Origin of the sequence: Ensifer sp. ENS02 (assembly GCF_014851885.1) — a bacterium.
Taxonomy (GTDB): domain Bacteria; phylum Pseudomonadota; class Alphaproteobacteria; order Rhizobiales; family Rhizobiaceae; genus Ensifer; species Ensifer adhaerens.
This window is the reverse complement of record NZ_JACVAO010000031.1, coordinates 1-20,282: the sequence shown is the minus strand read 5'-3', so window position 1 is coordinate 20,282 and position 20,282 is coordinate 1. Positions and strand designations below refer to the sequence as shown.

16 protein-coding genes and 2 pseudogenes are annotated in these 20,282 nt (G+C 57.8%); 10 read left to right on the top strand and 8 right to left on the bottom strand.

The window, feature by feature from the left end:
* Positions 1-5: 5 nt before the first annotated feature.
* A complete protein-coding gene (gene hemH, locus IB262_RS34220; protein ID WP_192494495.1) occupies positions 6-1,052 on the bottom strand; it encodes a ferrochelatase in 1,047 nt (348 codons plus the stop codon).
* 222 nt (positions 1,053-1,274) lie between these two features.
* Here hemH and IB262_RS34215 point away from each other — a divergent pair.
* The 5 genes and pseudogenes from IB262_RS34215 (at position 1,275) to IB262_RS34195 (ending at position 7,399) form a co-directional block, all read left to right on the top strand.
* Positions 1,275-2,497: pseudogene (locus IB262_RS34215) on the top strand (putative DNA modification/repair radical SAM protein).
* Positions 2,494-3,957 carry a UdgX family uracil-DNA binding protein gene (locus tag IB262_RS34210; protein ID WP_192494494.1) on the top strand — a complete coding sequence of 488 codons (1,464 nt, stop codon included), beginning with the start codon at positions 2,494-2,496 and terminating at the stop codon, positions 3,955-3,957. The pseudogene IB262_RS34215 and the gene IB262_RS34210 overlap by 4 nt, the downstream one beginning before the upstream one ends.
* Before the next feature lie 232 nt (positions 3,958-4,189).
* On the top strand, positions 4,190-5,725 hold the full coding sequence (locus tag IB262_RS34205) for a cache domain-containing protein (RefSeq protein ID WP_162727192.1): 1,536 nt from the start codon (positions 4,190-4,192) through the stop codon (positions 5,723-5,725).
* 155 nt (positions 5,726-5,880) lie between these two features.
* Complete coding sequence (locus tag IB262_RS34200) at positions 5,881-6,987, top strand: PAS domain-containing protein (RefSeq protein ID WP_113293077.1); 1,107 nt, start codon at positions 5,881-5,883, stop codon at positions 6,985-6,987.
* 13 nt (positions 6,988-7,000) lie between these two features.
* Positions 7,001-7,399 (top strand): response regulator, encoded by a 399-nt coding sequence (locus IB262_RS34195; protein WP_060583902.1) that lies wholly within the window; start codon positions 7,001-7,003, stop codon positions 7,397-7,399.
* Positions 7,400-8,836: 1,437 nt separating this feature from the next.
* Here IB262_RS34195 and IB262_RS34190 read toward each other — a convergent pair.
* From IB262_RS34190 to IB262_RS34175, 4 genes and pseudogenes are all read right to left on the bottom strand, one after another.
* A complete protein-coding gene (locus IB262_RS34190) occupies positions 8,837-9,139 on the bottom strand; it encodes a DUF982 domain-containing protein (protein WP_060609042.1) in 303 nt (100 codons plus the stop codon).
* 109 nt (positions 9,140-9,248) lie between these two features.
* Positions 9,249-9,488: pseudogene (locus IB262_RS34185) on the bottom strand (DUF982 domain-containing protein); the annotation flags it as partial.
* Positions 9,489-9,553: 65 nt separating this feature from the next.
* Positions 9,554-10,030, bottom strand: a complete 477-nt coding sequence (locus tag IB262_RS34180; RefSeq protein WP_192494504.1) for an Hsp20 family protein — start codon at positions 10,028-10,030, stop codon at positions 9,554-9,556.
* A gap of 191 nt (positions 10,031-10,221) precedes the next feature.
* Entirely contained in the window at positions 10,222-10,494 is a 273-nt protein-coding gene (locus IB262_RS34175; RefSeq protein WP_034799997.1) for an usg protein, read from the bottom strand.
* A gap of 278 nt (positions 10,495-10,772) precedes the next feature.
* Between IB262_RS34175 and IB262_RS34170 the strand changes: the two genes are divergently transcribed.
* The 3 genes from IB262_RS34170 to IB262_RS34160 all read left to right on the top strand — a co-directional run bounded on the left by IB262_RS34170 (position 10,773) and on the right by IB262_RS34160 (position 13,184).
* Complete coding sequence (locus IB262_RS34170) at positions 10,773-11,087, top strand: co-chaperone GroES (RefSeq protein WP_034799999.1); 315 nt, start codon at positions 10,773-10,775, stop codon at positions 11,085-11,087.
* Positions 11,088-11,143: 56 nt separating this feature from the next.
* Positions 11,144-12,772 carry a chaperonin GroEL gene (gene groL, locus IB262_RS34165; protein ID WP_192494493.1) on the top strand — a complete coding sequence of 543 codons (1,629 nt, stop codon included), beginning with the start codon at positions 11,144-11,146 and terminating at the stop codon, positions 12,770-12,772.
* Between the two features lie 109 nt (positions 12,773-12,881).
* Positions 12,882-13,184 (top strand): DUF982 domain-containing protein, encoded by a 303-nt coding sequence (locus IB262_RS34160; protein ID WP_034800001.1) that lies wholly within the window; start codon positions 12,882-12,884, stop codon positions 13,182-13,184.
* Between the two features lie 191 nt (positions 13,185-13,375).
* Here IB262_RS34160 and IB262_RS34155 read toward each other — a convergent pair whose 3' ends face one another.
* Entirely contained in the window at positions 13,376-13,627 is a 252-nt protein-coding gene (locus IB262_RS34155) for a hypothetical protein (protein ID WP_110819905.1), read from the bottom strand.
* A gap of 269 nt (positions 13,628-13,896) precedes the next feature.
* On the opposite strand from IB262_RS34155, the gene IB262_RS34150 reads away from it, so the two are divergent.
* Complete coding sequence (locus tag IB262_RS34150; RefSeq protein ID WP_146243060.1) at positions 13,897-14,172, top strand: hypothetical protein; 276 nt, start codon at positions 13,897-13,899, stop codon at positions 14,170-14,172.
* 188 nt (positions 14,173-14,360) lie between these two features.
* On the opposite strand, the gene IB262_RS34145 is transcribed toward IB262_RS34150, so the two are convergent.
* Positions 14,361-14,765: a hypothetical protein gene (locus IB262_RS34145; protein ID WP_192494492.1), complete on the bottom strand. Its 405-nt coding sequence runs from the start codon at positions 14,763-14,765 to the stop codon at positions 14,361-14,363.
* Positions 14,766-15,840: 1,075 nt separating this feature from the next.
* Positions 15,841-16,158, bottom strand: a complete 318-nt coding sequence (locus tag IB262_RS34140) for a hypothetical protein (RefSeq protein ID WP_089046285.1) — start codon at positions 16,156-16,158, stop codon at positions 15,841-15,843.
* 1,428 nt (positions 16,159-17,586) lie between these two features.
* Between IB262_RS34140 and IB262_RS34135 the strand changes: the two genes are divergently transcribed.
* On the top strand, positions 17,587-19,767 hold the full coding sequence (locus IB262_RS34135) for an EAL domain-containing protein (RefSeq protein WP_110819901.1): 2,181 nt from the start codon (positions 17,587-17,589) through the stop codon (positions 19,765-19,767).
* The last annotated feature ends 515 nt before the right edge of the window (positions 19,768-20,282 follow it).

Genomic DNA, 20,282 nt, shown 5'->3' with positions numbered 1-20,282 from the left:
GTGCCTTAGCCGTTATTCTTGCCGGTTCCCTGTAGCCAGCCGGCAAGCTCCCGGCGCACGACGTGTTCGAGCACGGCCATGCCTTCGGCGCTGTCGTTCAGACAGGGGATGTGGGTGAACTTCTCGCCGCCATTGTGATGGAAGCTTTCGGCCGCCTGCTCGGCAATCTCTTCCAACGTTTCCAGACAGTCGGAGACGAAGCCCGGGTTGAGGACGGCAATGCGCTTGACACCGTCCTGCGCAAGTTTTTCGACCGTCTTGTCGGTATCGGGCTGCAGCCATTCCTCAGGCCCGAAGCGCGACTGGAAGGTGACCTGCAGCTTCTCCTTCGACCAGCCGAGCTTTTCGCGCAAAAGCCGCGCGGTCTTCTGGCACTGGCAGTGGTAGGGATCGCCCTTGTCGAAATAGCTCTTCGGAATGCCGTGGAAGGAGGTCAGAACCACCTCCGGCTCCCAGTCGAGCGTCGCCAGGTGACGCTCGATCGAGGTTGCCAGAGCGTCGATGTAGACGGGATCGTCGTGGTAGGGCGGAACGGTGCGCAGTGCCGGCTGCCAGCGCATCTTCAGAAGCGCCTCGAAGGCCTTGTCATTAACGGTGGCGGTGGTGGCGGCGGCATATTGCGGATAGAGCGGGAAGACGAGAATGCGTTCACAGCCGGCCTTGTGCAGTGCGTCCATGCGCGAGGCGATCGACGGCTGGCCGTAGCGCATGCCCCAGTCGACGATGACGTTAGGCTGGTCGGCGAAGGACTTCGCCATCAGTTCGGACTGGTTGCGGGTGTAGGTCCGGAGGTAGCTTTCGTTCAAGTCCTTGTTCCAGATCGTCTCATAGGCCTTGCCGACCTTGCCGGGGCGGGTGTTGAGCACGATGCCGAACAGGATCGGGTACCAGAACAGTCGCGACCACTCGATCACCCGGCGGTCGGTCAGAAACTCCTTCAGGTAGCGGCGCATCGAGGTGTAGTCGGTGCCATCGGGCGTGCCGAGATTGACCAGCAGCACTCCAATGCCGCCGTGTTTAATATTGGGGTGACTGGCAGGTTTTTTGAGCATCACATCCTTCTTCATTTATCAACCCAATGAAATACGCATGGAATGCGGGATGGATCAGCGGCGACTGAAAATTCTGAAGCGACCAGGGAAAGCGTTCTTGATTGAAAGCTCCGATACTGGAAGCGGAACACAGCGACCGTTCATCTTTCGACATTCGCCTGCGGCTCCCCGCGAAACCTTGACGAACATAACGTGAACATCTAAAGTCGCGTCATGACACCTATGGCACTTGGAAAGAAGCTGGCGATCCTATCGGACGCAGCCAAGTACGACGCCTCATGCGCCTCGAGCGGTGGCGAGAAGCGAGATTCACGCAAAGGAGGAATAGGATCTTCCGGTGGGAGCGGTATTTGCCATGCCTACACGCCAGATGGGCGATGCATATCGCTATTAAAGATCCTGATGACGAACTTCTGCATCTTCGACTGTGCCTATTGCATCAATCGCGTCAGTTCCAATGTCGAGCGCGCGCGGTTTAGCGTCGAAGAAGTGGTATCATTGACGCTCGAGTTTTACCGACGCAACTACATTGAAGGCTTGTTTCTCTCCTCCGGTATCATCCGCTCGCCCTGACCAGACCATGGCCGACATGGTCCGCATTGCCCGAACGCTGAGAGAAGTCCACGAATTTAAAGGCTACATTCACCTCAAGACCATCCCCGACGCACAGGCTGAGCTCATTCGTGAGGCCGGCCTTTGGGCCGACCGGTTGTCAATAAATGTCGAACTTCCAAGGGATTCGAGCGTAAGGAAGTTCGCGCCGGAGAAGCGGCCGGAAACCATTCGTGCCGCCATGGCACAGGTTCGGCTGGAAGGTGAAGCCGCGCAAGACAAGACCCACACCGGCCGCAAGCCGCAACGCTTTGCCCCTGCCGGCCAGAGCACGCAGATGATTGTCGGCGCTGATGGCGCCGACGATACCGCCATCCTGTCCTGCGCAACCCGGCTTTATAGCGGTTACAAGCTGCGGCGCGTTTACTATTCGGCGTTCTCACCGATCCCGGACGCTTCCTCTGCGCTTCCCCTGGTTCAGCCACCGCTTGTTCGCGAGCACCGGCTCTATCAGGCCGACTGGCTTCTGCGATTTTATGGCTTTACGACCGACGAGATCGCGACCGGCACGCAAGGAGGCTTTCTGGATCTGGAGCTCGCCGAAGACGGCATGGGCGCTGCAGAACCGGCAATTCTTTCCGGTCGACGTCAACCTCGCCTCCCGCGATACGCTTCTGCGCGTGCCGGGATTTGGGACGCGCGTGGTCGACCGCATCATCACCGCGCGACGCAACCGCCGCCTCCGTGTCGAGGATCTCGCTCGAATGGGAGCGCTGACACGAAAGGCCCGCCCCTTCGTTGCCCTGCCCGGCTGGAGCCCCGGCGGTTTGACGGACAGCGGCGATCTGCGCGCGCGCCTGGCGCCCCCGCCAAAGCAACTTCAGCTTCTATGACTTACGGGGTCTCACTTCCGGACAAGGGAACTTTTGATGCCTGGCGAAATGCCGCCAGGCGCGCTATCAGCCACCGGATCGCCCCCGACCAAATTGACTGGAATAGCGCGGGCGGCCTATTCGACAGGGCCTTTCTCCCGGAGACTACAGGCGAGCACGCAGCACGCGTTCCTCAAGCCTTCATGACTTTGGCGCAGTCCGTGATCTGGCATTCAGCACCAGAACGCTTGGCGCTCCTTTATCGCGCGCTTTGGCGCCTCGACAGGCGCGAGGGCGAGCCGCTCTCGCCCGCCGATCCGCTCGGTCGCAAACTGTCGCTTATGCGGAAATCCGTCGCACGGGACATTCACAAGATGCATGCATTCGTTCGCTTCCGCGAAATCTCAGCAGAGGGTCCGCGTCGACGCTTTGCCGCCTGGTTTGAGCCGACGCACAATACGCTGGAGCCGGGAAGCGCTTTCTTTGCCCGCCGGTTCGGCGACATGGATTGGATGATTGCGACGCCGCGCTTGACCGCCCTTTTTGTTGACGGCGCGTTGACCTTTGATCAGGGTGGCACGAAACCAGACCTGCCGGAGGATGCGGCCGAGAAACTTTGGGCAGCCTATTTCGTCAACATCTTCAATCCGGCCCGCATCAAGCTCGACGCCATGCAGTCGGAGATGCCGAAGAAATACTGGCACAACCTGCCGGAAACGCGCCTGATCCCCGAGATGCTCGCCGCAGCGGAAGCACGGGTGCAAAAGATGCACGAGGCGGGCATCTCCGCGCCGCGAACGGGCGCAGCCCCGGTGTCCGAGCGCTATCGGGCCTCAATGCCGCAGCCGCCCGAGCAAATTGACACCCTGGAGGAGGCATCGAAGGCCGCGGCACAATGTCGGCGTTGCGACCTTTGCGAATCCGCGACGCAGACCGTCTGGGGTGAAGGTGCCGCTGACGCGCAGCTCATGATCGTCGGCGAACAGCCTGGCGACCGGGAAGATATCGAGGGCCGCCCGTTTACGGGGCCGGCCGGGCAGTTGCTTCGGGCATTGCTTTCAGACGCCGGTATAGACGCAAGGACGCTGTGGCTGACGAACGCCGTCAAGCATTTCAAGTTCAGCCCACGTGGCAAGCGGCGTCTGCACCGCAATCCGGACCGCGGCGAAATTGCTCATTGTCGCTGGTGGCTGGGACTGGAACTGACCCTTGTCAAACCGAAGTTGACGGTGGCGCTTGGCGCCTCCGCGGCCTTCGCCCTCACAGGCGACAACCGTCCAATGGCGGAGCGGCGGGGGGAGATTGAAACCGGTCTTCACGGCGGCCCCGTCCTCGTGACATGGCATCCTTCCTATATTCTGCGTGCAGGCGACCCAGCAGCCGCCACGATCGCCCGAGATGATTTGGCGCGTGACCTGGCCAAGGCCATGGCAGTTATCTATGAAAGAGGAGTGGAGCAACTCAACCAGAGATCGTGCTGAGTTACCGAATATGCACCCTCCGGCCGTACGAGGGGATGGCGAGAGTGAAAGAGAGGCACGTACTGCTTGGTCGCTTGCCAGCCTACCCTACTCTTGAGGATCTATCGGCCGGAGCTTCCATGATGCCCAGGTGCTTGGTGACCAGGACTGAAAGGCGTCCGATCGAGGGGTGGAGTTTCTTGCATTGGATTAGAAGCCTTCTAATATGTACTCAGCTTTTAGGGACTGGGGCATGGCGAGAAGTCTGACGGTTACGGTGTCCAGAGCCGCGACGTTTGTCATTGCGGCAATGTTTGCGGCGCTTGTCGTGCTACTGAGCCTGTGGTTATACGAGAGCTACCATGCCGCGATACGGCGGACCGAAGAGCGCGCAATTGCCGCCTCGAAAATCGTATCCACGAACGCCTCATGGATAAACGCGCTCTCGGCACAAACACTTCAACGAATTGATGACGCTCTTGGACCGACGCTGGGCATTGCCACGGATGACGTCAAGAACATCAACGAGGCGGTTTCTAATCTTCCGGGTCAAGTTCAGGCCTACGTCGTCGACCGGAATGGCCGGACACTTCTGTCCACCGATCCCGATATAAAGCCCATCGACATAAGGGACCGCGAATACTTCGCCGCCGTCGAAAAGGGAGCGAAAACTTTCGTTTCCGGTCTCCTGGTCAGCAGACTCAACAATCAGCAGATATTCGTGTTTAGCCGGCGCCTGGAACGGAACGGCGTGTTCGTCGGCGCTGCAATGGTGTCGTTCCAAGGGAGCGACCTGCTGAAGGATGTTTGGGAGGCCGTCTCTCTCGGCACGAATTCGACTATCAGCATGATCCGCAAGGACGGAGAACTCGTCGCACGCTACCCCGCCCCCGGCGGTCCGTTGAACATGAGCAAGTACGTATTGTTTACAGACTATCTTCCCTCCTCGCCCAACGGGACTTACGAGGCAATATCTCCAGCGGACGGCGAGCACCGTATGGTCGCCTATCGGGTTGTTGAGGGAACGGACATCGTTGCGCTCGCGTCGGCTGACTACCGTGTCGGGCTGGTCCCCTTCCGCAATGACGTCTTCATCGCGATCGCCGTTATGGCACTTGCTGCCGCTTCATCGCTTGCCGCAGGAGGATGGGTCAGGCACCTCGTTAAGCGCGATGTGAAGAAATCCGCCCAACTTGAGGCCGCACTTGAGGACAATCGCCTTCTGCTGCGCGAAATCCATCATCGGGTCAAAAACAACTTTCAGGCTGTGCAGGGCGTCATCCGCATGCAGCTACTGCCGCCCGAGGCACAGAAGTCGCTCTTTGACCGGATCGGCGCCATGATCGCGGTCCATGAGCAAATATATGATCGCGACCAGTTCAACGCCCTGTCCGCCCGTGATCTTATCCCGTCGATCGTGGACAAACTCGTCAGCGCCTATTCTGACAACGTATCCGTACGGTACGATATCGGTGAGTTTGACCTGACACCCGAACAGGCCACGGCCGTCGCGCTCCTGGTGAACGAGGTCGTGACAAACAGTCTTAAATACGCGTTTCCGGACGGCCGCCCAGGGAAGCTCGAAATAGCGTTCCACAAAGTGTCTTCGCGCCGCTCCCTGCTTACCATCTGCGACAACGGCGTGGGCTTCGACACATCGACTGTGCGCAAAGGCATGGGCAGCCGTATCATTCGCGGGGTCGTAAGTCAGTTGCGCGGTTCATTCGAATACAAGTCAACAGAAGGCACGCACTTTATCGCGCAAGTCGAGCTCGGTCTAACAGACTGAGGAGCAACCTCGTTAAGACTGTTTGCGTGACCTCATAAGATGCCGTGTGCGCCCCCATTTCGGAAAACCTTGAAAACACAAAACGCGCGGATAGATACCTATCATCTGCAATCCGTTGTTTGGGTGGCCCGCAACAGCCGACCTGGATGAGCAAAATGGCCGACGAAAACCACCTTCGTGACGCCCGTGATGCGGGCGACCGCCTCTTAGCTTCACACCCATCTGAAGATCCATTCGCGGCTGCGTTCAAGGCCACACGCATGCCGATGCTAATTACCGATCCAAGGCAGGACGATAATCCCATCATCTTCGCGAACCGAGCCTTCACCGAGTTGACGGGCTACAGTCAGAATGAGTTGGTCGGCCGGAACTGTCGCATTCTCCAAGGGCCGGACACGGACAAAGCGGCGATCGCTAAGATCAGGGATGCCATTTCAGAAGCGCGCGATGTCTCGGTCGACATCCTCAATTACCGTAAGGACGGCGGCAGCTTCTGGAACGCGCTGTTTGTCAGCCCCGTCCGCGATCAGGGCGGCGCAGTGATCTACTTCTTCGCGTCGCAACTCGACTTCACGAGCACCAAAAGCAAAGAAGCCGAGCTGGCCAAGGCGCGCCAGCTTGCGGAAGAGGAAGTCTCAAGTCGCACTGCGGAGCTCATGGAAGCGCTGCGCGTGAAAACTGCCCTTGTCCACGAGGTCGATCACAGGGTTAAAAACAACCTTCTGACAATCGCCTCGATCATCAGATTGCAAATGCGGATGACCAGCAACGCTACGGTCGCACAGACACTTAAATCAATACTCGACCGCGTCGAGGCTCTGAGTGCCGCGCAAAGGAAGCTTCTCAATGATAACCGCGTTGGTCAGTTCGATGTGGCCGATTTCGGTCGAGACCTGATTACCGAAATCGTGGGTTCTCTGAAAAGGCCAGACATCATCTTAACTACGGACCTTCATTCTGTGACAGTCTCGGCGTCGAAAGCTTCGGCCCTCGCCCTTATCGTTAACGAACTCGTTGGTGATGCAGTCCGACGCGGCCTCAGTGATGGCGGGGGCGAAATACACCTCGAAATCCGAAGGCTCAACGGACACTTGCTCATACGAGTCCTGGACACGGTCACACCCGTCGAGGTCGACAAAGAACAAGAGTCCTTCAGCCGCGCCATGCTTGACGCCTCGATCAGGCAGCTAAGGGCAACGAGCGAGCGAGAGGTTTCCGGTCACCGCACGGAAGTTCGTGTAACGCTGCCGGTAGGAGATTAGGAAGGGCCGATATTTGCGAACCCTTATTGTCGAAGACGAAATGCTCCTGGCCCTGGAACTTGAACATGAGGTCGAGTCCAGCGGTTACAGGGTTATCGGCCTGGCAAGCGACGCGAGCGAAGCGATTGCGCTCGTCGAGCGAGAACAACCAGAGTTCGCTTTCGTCGATATCCACCTGCGCGATGGTCCGACTGGTATTGATATCGGTCGATACTTGGCCTCGAGGGGCATCCCCTTCGTTTTTGTCTCAGGCAACCTTAAACGAATTCCGGCGGACTTCGCGGGTGCACTCGGCGCTATCGAGAAACCTTACTCGGCCAACGGCCTACAAAACGCTCTGTCGTATCTGCGGGCGGTGTTATCTGGAGAGGATCTGCCACCACCTCCCTCAAGCCTCACAATCTTTCAATAAAGCATCTCCGGAGTAGCACCGGCGCCGTCGATTATCTCACACCACTTGCTCTGATCGCATGCCTGTGCCCATCTCAAGTGCCAAGCAGCTGATGTGTTTCGGCGACAGCGCCGCTCGCCCGCTCAGACCCTTACTGCACCGCCGGAACGTTCTGCCGGCCGAACTGGCTCTTATGCAGTCTTATCCGAGCCGCGGAACGGGGGCCCGCGCTTCGCTTGGACGCAGTCTGGTACGAGCCGCGAACGTCAGGCCAGCTTGAACGCGCCACTCGCCTTGCAGATGCTTACGGGGCGAGACATTCCTCGCATATGCCACAACCGTCGACGTCCATACGTGAGGCTGGGAACTGCTTTTGACAACACTGACACGTCAAAGTGCTCCGCGCGTCCCGCTTTACGGGCGCAGGCGGGATGATTTCGATCACGCGATCGGTAGGGAGTTTTCGTGCCATCTGGTCCATCTCGAGGCTCCATGTCGAGGGTGGAATCTGAGATAGGAAGTGCTGAGGCTTGTACAAGATAATCCTCTCAAAGAGTCTTCGCTGACGCTTTCATCGGTCGTCCCTCGCTGAAAGGCCGATGGCTTCGACAACAAATCGCTTGTCTACCACCCGGCCGCTTCCGTTGCTCGGTCCGTCGAACCATCCATCGCGGCAGATTCAGCATGGTTCATTTCATCAAATGTCACGCGGTCAGATCAATTGAGAGAGTACATTTTGGACGGCCACACAGCTGGTCACGGAAGCGAGCCCGGGAGGTATACAGATCCGCTCTGGGGCGTGACGTCTTGTTCCCCATCGCAAGCACCACGTCCGGATGATTACCGTATTGCAGTTCAGCAACGAGGACCTTCTGATGTGCCCACAACTCCCGCATCTCGCGGACGTCGGTCGACGTTCCGAGCCACTCGACGATCCAGCCAGTTTCATTTCGAACCGGCGCGGCTCGGGAACCAGCGGTACTCGTCGAACCGTGCACGACAGATGGGTGGCTCAAACTCAAGAGGTCCCTTGCTTGGGACTGACCTATCGATCAAGCAGAGCCGTCAATCGATGTGAGACGGGTGCAGCCACCACTCTCGCCGGCCCTCTCTGCTCGAACGATCTGTCGCTTGCTGAGGGCTGGAACCAGTTATTCCCCAACGCGGTTTGACAAGCGGCGACGGATACAGCTCTGCTCTGCAACCGAAGTCGCCCCGTCCAGCTGCTGTAGGGGCGAGGTAAGGGATCGTGCAGAGGTGCCCACAAGCCACTGCGCTCGTACGAGGGTTCTGACTGGTTTCGGAGGTTGATTTCTCGTCTCCTACCCGGTCGCGCCGGCGACCGGGTCGATGACCCTCGTCTCTCACATGCCACTCCTGCGGCTAAAGCAATCTGGCGCACGAGCGGCCTCGATAAGTGGGGAGTCGGGCGCTTCGGGTTGCCCGGATTATCACATTCTAAATTGGGGAATGGTGGCCACCAGCATCGGGTTTGGCGCCGAACGGCCGCTCGGCATCTGCCGACATTCCAGCGTCTCGGCAGGCCTCCACGAACGCTTCGCGGGCGATGGCAACCGGCGTCATTCGGTTAAGCGCCCGACGACATGTTTGAACCGCCCTATTGTGCTTGCGGCCTCTATAGATAGTCCATTCGCCCTCCAGGAAATCGAGAACGTCGTTGACAGACGCAAATACCTGCCGCGTGCCGTCCTTCATCTGAACCGAGATGGGTGCCATGAGCAGTAGTTCGGGATTAAGCATGGTGATCTCCCTTCGCCTTGATGCCATACAAAGACTTTTCAACGGCCGTGCCAGGCACGGTGCCGATCTCAAAAGCCGGCGGCGCAGATGGGATGCTCGCATCCATCGCTGGCGCTAGAAGATGGTGCCTTTCGGCGAAGGCGACGAAAAGGCCGCGCACAGTCTCTGCTTCAACCTCTCCCCGTAATGCAGCCAGACAGGCCTTGATCGCCACCGAATGCACCGCATCCCCCGACGGGGCTGGCCAATCGACGAGGAGACGATAAGCGTCCATCACGGAGCGGATTTCACCGGGGAAACCAAGGCCAACAAGGATGCTAACAGGCCGCTCGAACATATCGGGTTTCATCGTGCTCTCCTTTCCAACCCGGAATGCCGATGGGCGCCTTGAAACCGGCGCCCAATTTACGTCAGCTACGCGGCATTCGATGCTTCGATTTGCATCTGAGCTTTTGACTGCTCAACCGCCGCAGCTGTTTCGATCGCGATTTTGCGTGGCTTCATCTCCTCCGGGATTTCCCGCACGAGATCGATCTCTAGAAGACCGTTGTTCAGATCCGCGCCCATCACTCGGACGTGGTCGGCAAGCTCGAACCGATGCTCGAACGGTCGGCCGGCGATCCCGCGATGCAGATAGGCTTCGGAAGAGGTCTCCGGCTTCTTGCCGACGACCGTCAAAAGATTGGTTTGAAACGTGATATCGAGATCGTCGCGAGCAAAGCCGGCCACCGCAATCGAGATCCGGTAGCTATCGTCACCGGTCTTGGCAATGTCGTAGGGAGGCCAATCACTGATCGAACGAGCGCGCTGCGCGTTTTCGAGCAAATTGAAGAGCCGGTCGAACCCGACAGTCGAACGGAACAGTGGTGCGTAGTCGTAAGTTGTTGCCATAACCATATCCTCCTTGAGCAACATGGGTACGGAAGCGCCGAAAGACGACGCTTCCAGCAAGGCCAGCCCTACACGAGCGGCTGGCGGAAAGCGATTTGGTTAGGATGGACCGCAGTTTCAAGGGCCCATAATAAAAAAAATCGCGTGCGCTTTTCGACGTTTTTGAACGACTCAAAACCCCAACAGAGGGCTCAGTTCAGTCGGAACTCGCCATCCACGCGTCGCCATTCATTCGGGCCGATCAGATGGTGATGCGTATAGCGAACGGAATGCAGCGGACCGTCAAGATTGGCTTGCCAGAAATCGAGGAATTTCTGCATCTCAGGAAACTCGGGAGCAAGATCATAATCCTGCCAGATATAGGTCTGCAGAACGGATTCGAAATCGGGAATGCGGTAAAGGATATGCGCGGTGGTCAGTCCGTAGCCGTTTATTTGACGCTCGAAATCCGATGAATATCGCATGTTTCATCTCCGTTGCCTCAACAAGCGCCAAGGTGGCGCAATTGTTCGCGGTCATCAACGAAATTCTAAACGGCAAGGAGGCTTTGTTGTTCCTTTACAGCATGTTAGCAGCCGCACGATGCGAGTGCTGATTTTTTTGATTTCACCCCTTGAATTCGAAAAATTGTGAAACCAGATGATTTGCGCAAGACGCTCATTCGAGGTTTTGCACCCGTCCGGACTGTCCGGTCCGGTGATGGGGGAACAACGTCAATAGTGTTTGTCCATTGGAGGAAAACATGTCTTTCCGACCGCTGCATGATCGCATTCTCGTCCGCCGGGTTGACTCAGAAGAGAAAACCAGGGGCGGCATCATCATTCCTGATACGGCAAAGGAGAAACCCCAGGAGGGAGAAGTCGTTTCCGTCGGACCTGGCGCACGCAATGAAGCGGGCCAAGTCCAGGCGCTCGACGTCAAGGCAGGCGACCGTATTCTGTTCGGCAAGTGGTCAGGAACCGAGATCAAGATCAATGGGGAAGACCTGCTGATCATGAAAGAAAGCGACGTCCTGGGTGTCCTCGAGGCCCAAGTCGAGCGCAAGCAGGCAGCTTGAGCCAACCACACCATAAATCCATCAGTCAAATAGCTGCCTATTGAGGAGTTAAGGAAATGGCTGCGAAAGAAGTCAAGTTTCATACCGATGCCCGTGAACGCATGCTGCGTGGGGTCGATGTTCTTGCCAATGCCGTCAAGGTGACGCTCGGCCCAAAGGGGCGCAATGTCGTTATCGACAAGTCTTTTGGCGCCCCTCGCATCACCAAGGACGGTGTCTCGGTCGCCAAGGAAATCGAGCTGGAAGACAAGTTCGAGAATATGGGCGCGCAGATGCTGCGCGAAGTCGCCTCCAAAACCAACGATCTCGCCGGTGACGGGACGACTACGGCCACTGTGCTTGCGCAAGCGATCGTCAAGGAAGGCGCGAAGGCCGTTGCTTCGGGCATGAATCCTATGGATCTGAAGCGGGGCATCGACCTTGCGGTTGACGCGATCGTGAGGGAACTCAAGACAAACGCCCGCAAGATCTCCAATAATTCGGAGATCGCCCAGGTCGGCACCATCTCGGCCAACGGCGACGAGGAGATCGGCCGCTACCTGGCTGAGGCGATGCAGAAGGTGGGCAATGAAGGTGTCATCACCGTCGAGGAGGCCAAGACTGCAGAGACTGAACTCGAAGTCGTTGAGGGCATGCAGTTCGACCGCGGCTATCTCAGCCCGTATTTCGTAACCAATGCGGACAAGATGCGGACCGAGTTTGACGATCCCTACATCCTGATCCACGAAAAGAAGCTTTCCAACCTTCAGGCCATGCTGCCCGTTCTCGAAGCGGTGGTGCAATCCAGCAAGCCGCTGCTCATCATCGCTGAAGATGTGGAGGGCGAAGCGCTAGCGACGCTGGTCGTCAACAAGTTGCGCGGCGGCTTGAAGATTGCAGCGGTCAAAGCTCCGGGCTTCGGCGATCGCCGCAAAGCCATGCTTGAAGATATCGCCGTTCTCACCGGCGGCACGGTTGTCTCCGACGACGTCGGTATCAAGCTCGAGAACGTCACCCTCGACATGCTCGGTCGGGCAAAGAAAGTTGCGATCGAGAAGGAGAACACAACGATCATCGACGGCGTTGGCGCCAAAGCTGATATCGACGGCCGTGTCGCACAGATCCGCGCCCAGATCGAAGAAACCACGTCCGACTACGATCGCGAGAAGCTCCAGGAGCGTCTGGCCAAACTCGCCGGCGGTGTTGCTGTCATTCGAGTGGGCGGGTCGACTGAGGTAGAGGTGAAGGAAAAGAAAGACCGCGTGGACGATGCGCTGCATGCCACCCGAGCGGCCGTTGAGGAAGGTATTCTTCCGGGCGGCGGTGTCGCGTTGCTGAGGGCCGTCAAGGCGCTCGACGATCTGCCTTCGGCCAATCGAGACCAAAAGGTTGGGATCGAGATCGTTCGGCGTGCGGTCGAGGCCCCGGTTCGCCAGATCGCTGAGAATGCTGGCGCAGAAGGCTCAATCATCGTCGGCAAGCTGCGCGAGGAGACCGACTTCTCCTACGGCTGGAACGCCCAGACCGGTGAATACGGTGATCTTTACACCCAGGGCGTGATCGACCCGGCCAAGGTCGTGCGCACAGCGCTCCAGGATGCTGCCTCGGTCGCTGGCCTCCTGGTAACTACCGAGGCGATGATTGCAGAAAAGCCGAAGAAGGACGCCGCGCCAGCACTACCGGCCGGCCCTGGCATGGACTTCTAAAGCGATGGTTCAGGCCCGTTCTCACGGGAGCGGGCCTGACGACTCCACCGATCGGCCCCGCCGGCTGGTCCACAGGTTGGTGGTGCCGCAGCTATTAAGTGAGGTAGAAATGCAAATGAAGATGTTTGACCGGCCACTTTACCTGCGTGAAAGGAAGGATCTAATCCTCGAAATCACAAACCTGGACGATGCGATCGATTTCCTTGAGGAGTGGTCCAAAGGAGACCGTGACATCATTCACGACGCAACCCTGAAGACGTGCTACCTCGCCCACGACGGACATAAGCCCCTTCAGGTGGCGCGAGACGCACTGCGCGCCTTCGCGAAGAAGAAGGGTATACTCGTGAAAACTCCCGCGGTTGCGCCGTGGATGATCAAAGCAAAGTCCGGCGGCGGGCGACTCTCGCCGTAAACCAACCTTCCCGCGAGAGGCTGCGATTGCAGCCTCTCCCCCCAGATCCTTACGCTCGCCCGTATCGGCGAAGTATGCGGGCGAGCAAGCAGTGGCAGCCGGCAATTCCACTGCTTAGGGAACGAGCGCGGGATGCACTCCAGGCGCATTGTCCCCCGCTTCAAAGGGACGGCGTGCTTGCCCCGACGACGTTACGACTTATCCTTTCTCAGCGCGAGCATCGTTATCACTTCCGCCTGCAAATCCAGGCAGATCTGACGATACTCATGTGTCAAGTGCTCACTCCTCGTCATCTCTCGCTCGAGCTTTTCAAGTGTCGTCGATGCCAATGCGTAGGCCTCGAAAAGCTCACAGACGCGTTCGTTCATCGCGCCCCGCAACTGCTCGCGATGGCGTGGCAGTACCATGGCCAGCCGAGCCCGCCCCAGTTCTAACAAGCTCATGCGCCTTCCAATCTCGCCCGGCCCGCATTTGCCAACGGCGCGAGGGTCGGGACCGCAAGGGATTGCTCCCCACAAGCCTTCATATCTCGCGCTGTTCGCGACGTCCGGCAAACATCATTGCTTGTTACGCGCGGAAGAGAAAGTACGTAACAGTTAACACTTGCGATGGCAGCCATAACCCGGCCGTCGACGAACAAAGCGTGGCTGTTGCTTCGATCTTGGCGCGAAAGGGAGGCATCGGATCGTGAAGACTGGCGCTGGCGCCGTGGATGAAGACGATCGGCGGGAGATCGGCCTTGCTACCGGGCTTCACGTGTACTGTTCAGCCTGACGCCTCAGACATGGATGCGAACCGCCCGCTCTCCGGGCCATTGATCGCGCCGGGCCTGAAATGGACGCTGATCGGCCCGAAATTCATGGCTATCGAGCGGACGCTGATCGTTCACCGGAATATAGTGGATTTACGCATCAGATACGTCGGCGACAAGCAGCCGGCTCCGTTCTTGAAACGAGATCGAAGGTTTTTTAGTCGCCGCACGCCCTGATTGGCGAGACGCCCCCTCCGGGGGCTAGCCCAAAGCGGCAAACCACCGTCGTTCCCGGTGAGTAAGTCGCCGTGCCTTTCAAATCGACGCTTGTCTCACCGCCGGAAAAAGTGATTTCAGGTGCACCGAAGCTATAGAACCCACCTTCGACGAGTTCCACCGAATGAACGATCCGGGACAGGCCGCGTTCATTTGGCACCAGTTTCCGTTCCGCCACGACGCGTGACGAAAACTTGGTTGACAACTGCGACACGGTAGCTCCCCTCGCCCAGGCGTTCCTCTTTCCAGGGCCCGCCTTCCACGACCGCCACGACGCCGGGGCTGACCAGCACCTCCTGGGCAACGGCCTCATTTGCTGTGAAGAGTGCAAGACACCCGCAAAGAATGCGGAGCTTGCGGTTTCGTTTTAGCTTGCGCTCGTGCATTCCCTTCTGGCCACCAAGACTTAAAGCCTGCCCAGCGAATTTCAAGAATCTGTCGTCGCAGCGATGCTTCCCTTGATGAAAGAGAGAAATGTGCTTTTTCAATTCCGTGTTTGTGAAGCGCCTATGAAACACCGGAAAAAGCCGCAGGCGATGGTCGGGGTTAGACATCTCGGGCGCCCGCGGGCAAATAGAAGATCGTCGACGCCATGCTGATCGAATATGCGCAACCTGCTCGGCCGGTGACGGGCCGACTATGCGGCCGCCATCCAGGCGCTGCTCGATGAAAAGTTCGCGTTCCGATGATTGCGATAGCCGATCGCGGTGTGGATGGTGTCATACTGGCGCTCAGGCCTTCACAGTCGCGAATGCTGCGCTAGTGGACGGTCGTGGGCCATGGGACGTCCACGTACCGACCAATGGACCGAAGGTAGGCGACGATCTCCTTGGCTCTTTCCTGCGATAAGGTGTCTCGCGATCTCTGCGGCTGCGCAATCGCGCGACAGGCCGCGCTGCCGCAATATCCCCTGGAAGATCTAGTTCATTTCCTGGGGAGGAAGGTTGGGCGACATCTCTGTGATCTCTGCAGCTGGAGAGCCGAGCGCCTTCCGTGGCCGGGCCATACCAGCTAGGTCGAATTATTGCTTGGGTGCGACGGAAGATCAGATTTCGGGGTGGGGCGGTCAAAAAGATGGCCCCGAAAGGTCATGACGGGGCCGAGGACAGAGTGTACGGAGGCCCTCGTTTAGAAGGGATAACTCGGGCCTCAGGCTCTGAACGGTCATAGGCGGCGACTGTTTCCGCGCTTTCATGAAGATCCTACGAATTGCGCGGCTTGGGGAAGCCTCATTTATGCGGGTATTACCACGAAGCTATCAGACTTGAATGTGCCGTCTTGTGTACTCTCCGACCTCTTAGGACGTGGAAATGAAACGGCCATAAGGAATGGCCCCGTCGGGAAGCGACGAGGCCATGGGCACTTATCGGGCTTCACTTCCGGAGGGATTGTGAAGGTGTCACCCTGATCGGCGAAAGGGCTCCACAAAGCCAGAACCGCCGATACTCCAAATGGGTTCCCGGTCCTCCCCGAAAAAAGATGGCCCCAAAAAGGCGCAGTGTGCTTTGTCTTGGGCCAGGAGGATGGAAACACGCTGGGCGCGGGTTGTTAGCTGGGACACCAGAGGTTCCTTCGGCGAAAGCCCGCCCCAGGGTCTCCCAAGGGCGGTAATGAAGCGAGAGTTGCCGGCTAGAAGTCAAAATAGACTGTCACGCCTTGCCGCCGCTGATAGTAGTCTCGATGGCCGTATCGGTAATGGTCACGATAGCCGTAATACCGGGAATAGCGGGGGTAGCACCTGTCGTAGTAGCCGCAGTGACGATGGGCGTACTTCCGTTTCCAGTGGCGATCCGCATGCTCATGACGATGTTTCCGGTGCTTTACCTGTTCGACATCGCCGGTCTGCACTTGTTCCGGTTTCGGCAGGTAAATAGGCGCGGCGTTTAGCGGTAGCGCGAAAGATGCCGTCAGGACGACGGCGCCAAGGGTGGATATTATCAGTTTCATTCGACGCATCCTTTCTAGCCTTAGCTTGGCTCCTCAAGCCTGAACGTCAGCTGAACCGTCCTGGCTCGACGCTTGCGGAGCTGCGCTCGGTGAGATCTTTGGCGGCAGGGGGCTTCTGATACCGCTTGTGCTTAACCGGCAATTGGCGGAGCGATTAGGATTCGGCAATGCAACCCGGACCTTTGCGCGACCACGTCGGACCTAAGTCCGAGGCGTAGCCGATCAAAGAAAACGGCCCCCGTGCTCGGGGAGAGCGGGGCCCGGAGGAAGGGCATAATGCCACTCGGCTGGAATCCGGGGACTATTGATCGTAGGCGGCCAGTAGACGCACAGGGCTGGCGGAGGGTCCTCTGCCTTCCATTATTGTAGATACTTGTAATTGCGCGTCGCGAGCAGACCTGCTCAATATCAGAGTATGGGCAGGAAACTTTCAGACTTGGCATTGAGAAATCCAAAGCTTCTCGCTGAACTCGAGCGGCGAGGGTACGAGTCCGTAGACGACATGAAGCACGTTCCCACGACAGACGCGTTGCGGATGAAGGGAATGGGCGCAAAATCGTGGCAGAAGATCTGTGACGCATTGGGCAGAGACCCAGCCCAGCCGTGAGGTTCGAGAGCCATTTTCCGTGATCATTGGTGCAACTTTTTTCATGGTAGTCCCCTAAGGAAGAGTCGCGATCTGGGGTCACCAAAAGGCCTCGCCGTATGCGCGCAACGACGCCAGCTGGCTTCACTAAACCCGGGCGCGCTTTCAATCCCCGGGATACAGCACTGTTGATGGGCGTCAACGTCGGCGTGCCGCGTCGACTCGGGCAAGCCTATGTCTCGGCCCATCGGCCAGAGCCGAGCCGGGTGTCCAAAACTGGTTAACCCCGAGTGAGACTGCCCGCCTACTGCTGATGCGGCGTTCCAAAGTCGTTCGCCGATCGCTACGAACCGTCAAGCTGCAGAGTGCTCGGCTTCATCATTCCTGATCTCGGTCACGTCCTAAAGATGGAAACTACTTTCCGAGCCCAGCAAGTCCGGGAGCTGGGCCGGAGATGCTACAGGGCCATATGACGGGTGAGAATAAGCCCGCTTCGGCAACTCTATAGAGGAGATGATGGACTGCGGGCGCCCAGTCGCGGAGGTCTTCGCAGTTACACTTAATTTGAGATTCTCAGCCCACGGAATCTCGAATTAAATGCCAACCAAGGAAACAGCCACATTCTTACGTTAGTGCCAAACGATAAGCAGCATCAGCTTGGAGCAAGGATGCAGGCAGGAAATGCTCAGGTCGCATGATGGCGCGTTCTTGGAGAGTCTCTCAGCCGCTTTGCCGAAAGAAGCGCGTAGTTCGACGAGTGATCGTTTCTCATTAACCACCTCGCTTTCGCCACTCTTAACCGACCCGTGATATCTACTCGTCGTTCTATAGCAGGTTCAAGCATGTCCAGGCATTCACAGTGGTTGTTTAAATGGCTGATCCCGGCGGGCATATCGGCTTTAATAGGTCTAGTGTTGGTGAGTACGCTGCACTGGGCGGCATCCAAGACCGATGAAGTTGCGAGGGAACGGCAGCAGGATCTGATCTCCTTGATAGTGTCTCAGTTGCAAGCGAAGATCGCACACGATCAAGAGAGCGCAACTGTTTGGGACGACGCTGTAGTCAAGGTCGCCGAAGGTGATGTTTCCTGGCTTCAGGCCAATCTCGGCGAATGGATGAACACCTACTTCGGCCATGACGCCGCAATCGTGCTTACGTCAAACGATGAACCGGTTTACGAGTTTATCGTCCCGTCCAAATCCACGTCGTTGCACGCTGATCTGCGCACCAGCTACATGCCACTCGTCGAGCGGCTTCGAGCGCGGCTTCGCGCGGGCGATCGCGAAGGTATTTCTGGCCGCGTTCTTTCCATTGGCGAGAGCGATTTAAAAATCGTTGGCTCGCGGCCGGCGGTGGTCAGCGTAAAGCCGATTGTCTCCGATACCGGTGAGATCACCCAGCCGGCGGGCAAGGAAAGCCTGCACGTTGCTGTACGGTTTTTGGACACGGACTTTCAGCGATCAATCGCGGCGGAATACCAATTTGCAAACATCCGGTTCACGCCCGAGGATCATGTCGAAGCAGGTCAATCGCACATCGTCTTGAAGTCCGACACGGGGGAGGTCGTCGGATACCTCAGGTGGAATCAGTTTACGCCGGGCCTTAATGTTCTGAACGCGACGCTCCCGACGATTGGATTGGCGGTGGTGGCAATCTTCCTCACCACATGCGCAGCTGGACATTTGCTTTGCCGGCGCTCTGTGCGGCTTGCGTCAAGTCGGGCGCAGCTTCAGCATCTCGCGATGCACGACACACTGACCGGATTGGCCAACAGAGGCTACTTCGAACGCGAAGTTGCAGCACGTCTAAGGGGTGCTTTTTCCAGTAAAGATTGTGGCGTGCTGTTTCTCGACCTCGACCGGTTCAAGGCGGTCAACGACACCTATGGCCACCCGACCGGCGACAAGCTCATCCGCATCGCAGCCGAGCGTATGAGGAACCTCTTGCCGGACGCGCTCGTCGGACGGATAGGTGGCGACGAATTCACTGTACTTCTGGAAGGTCGCGACCGGAACGCGATTGAATCGATCGCAAAGGAGCTGGTCGGTTGTATGCGTGAACCATTCGACATCGAGGGTCTCAATATATCGATCGGCGCGAGTGTTGGTGCGGCAGTTGGAAATGCGCAAATGGACGCAATTGAGCTGACGCGGCAAGCGGATATCGCGCTCTATCACGCGAAATCTGCGGGGCGGAACACTTATGCTGTGTTTGGCGCTCATATGGACGAACTTCTTAGAACCCGGAGAAAGCTAGAGGTAGATCTACGCGCGGCAGTCGAAACTCCGATACAGATTGAAACCGTCTATCAACCTGTTTTCAGCGCCGATGGAGGTACCGTGCGTTCCATAGAGGCTTTGTCTCGCTGGCGCCATCCGCAAATGGGTCTGGTCGCACCCGACGTCTTCATTCCGCTCGCGGAAGAAATCGGGGTGATACATCAAATTGGGGCGATCGTACTTGAGAACGCTTGTCGTCTGGGCGCCAGTTGCAAAGCGGTCGGCGTGGCCATAAACGCCTCAGCGGTTGAGTTGGATTCGTCCGGCTACTGCTTAAGAGTATTGACAATGCTTTCGAAGTGGGGCGTCGCGCCTGCTCGCCTCGAAATCGAGATTACAGAAACCGCAGCAATCAAAGGCGAAGAGCAGACGGATCGAAACATTGCGATGCTCAGGGCTGCAGGGGTTCGTTTCGCGATCGATGATTTCGGGACCGGGCACTCGTCGTTCGCGCGCATTCAAAAGATGGCGGTCGATAGGATTAAGATCGACAAGTCCTTCGTGCAAGCCATTCATCATGACCGAAGCCGCGCGCTGGTGGAGGCGATGATCGCCATGGCTCGGGCTCAAGGTCTCAGCACTACGGCCGAGGGGGTCGAAACCGTAGATCAACTCAACGCTCTCAAGGTTCTTGGCTGCGACAACGTCCAGGGCTTCCTCATGTCGAAACCGATACCTCCAGACGAGTTGATCTCCCTGCTTGAGAGCGGCAGCGTTGAGGAAAGCGCTAGGTTTCGCACGTGACGATCCGTGCCGGATTGCATGGATGCTTCAAAAGCGGCCAGGAAAGCTTTCGGATTGCCGTCCACAATTGAATGGGGAAATATAGCGATCCGGCGGAGGTTGCTATAGTGGTCGAGGCATTCCTGCCGCAATTCTCGAACCACATGCAGGCTTGAACATCCTGCACGATGGCGATTTCAGCCGAGCGTATTGAGAATGATACCAACGTCTTGTGGCCGCGCGCACGCCAGTCAACGTCGGCGAAGCTGCCCGACGACCCGATCGCCCAATCGGTTTCTGTCGCCCTCAAACAAGCACGGCCAGGTGAGAGGTGCAGCTTTCATGTGACAGCACCGTTATCAAGATGATAAGCGTCAATTCGCTTTCAATTGGGAATGCGGAAGAGATGATGCTCACTGGTCGGGCCGGCTTCATGCGCACCATTTCGGATTGCGTGCTCCACAGAAATTCGTCACCCGTCAAAGCGTACGGATTTGCCGCCACCGCGGTCTTGATTGCCTTTGTCCTTCGCTATT

Coding starts and splice junctions, on each gene's coding strand:
- hemH (WP_192494495.1), bottom strand. CDS start 1,052: ATGCTCAAAAAACCTGCCAGTCACCCCAATATTAAACACGGCGGCATT.
- IB262_RS34210 (WP_192494494.1), top strand. CDS start 2,494: ATGACTTACGGGGTCTCACTTCCGGACAAGGGAACTTTTGATGCCTGG.
- IB262_RS34205 (WP_162727192.1), top strand. CDS start 4,190: ATGGCGAGAAGTCTGACGGTTACGGTGTCCAGAGCCGCGACGTTTGTC.
- IB262_RS34200 (WP_113293077.1), top strand. CDS start 5,881: ATGGCCGACGAAAACCACCTTCGTGACGCCCGTGATGCGGGCGACCGC.
- IB262_RS34190 (WP_060609042.1), bottom strand. CDS start 9,139: ATGCTTAATCCCGAACTACTGCTCATGGCACCCATCTCGGTTCAGATG.
- IB262_RS34180 (WP_192494504.1), bottom strand. CDS start 10,030: ATGGCAACAACTTACGACTACGCACCACTGTTCCGTTCGACTGTCGGG.
- IB262_RS34175 (WP_034799997.1), bottom strand. CDS start 10,494: ATGCGATATTCATCGGATTTCGAGCGTCAAATAAACGGCTACGGACTG.
- IB262_RS34170 (WP_034799999.1), top strand. CDS start 10,773: ATGTCTTTCCGACCGCTGCATGATCGCATTCTCGTCCGCCGGGTTGAC.
- groL (WP_192494493.1), top strand. CDS start 11,144: ATGGCTGCGAAAGAAGTCAAGTTTCATACCGATGCCCGTGAACGCATG.
- IB262_RS34160 (WP_034800001.1), top strand. CDS start 12,882: ATGCAAATGAAGATGTTTGACCGGCCACTTTACCTGCGTGAAAGGAAG.
- IB262_RS34155 (WP_110819905.1), bottom strand. CDS start 13,627: ATGAGCTTGTTAGAACTGGGGCGGGCTCGGCTGGCCATGGTACTGCCA.
- IB262_RS34150 (WP_146243060.1), top strand. CDS start 13,897: ATGAAGACGATCGGCGGGAGATCGGCCTTGCTACCGGGCTTCACGTGT.
- IB262_RS34145 (WP_192494492.1), bottom strand. CDS start 14,765: ATGTCTAACCCCGACCATCGCCTGCGGCTTTTTCCGGTGTTTCATAGG.
- IB262_RS34140 (WP_089046285.1), bottom strand. CDS start 16,158: ATGAAACTGATAATATCCACCCTTGGCGCCGTCGTCCTGACGGCATCT.
- IB262_RS34135 (WP_110819901.1), top strand. CDS start 17,587: ATGTCCAGGCATTCACAGTGGTTGTTTAAATGGCTGATCCCGGCGGGC.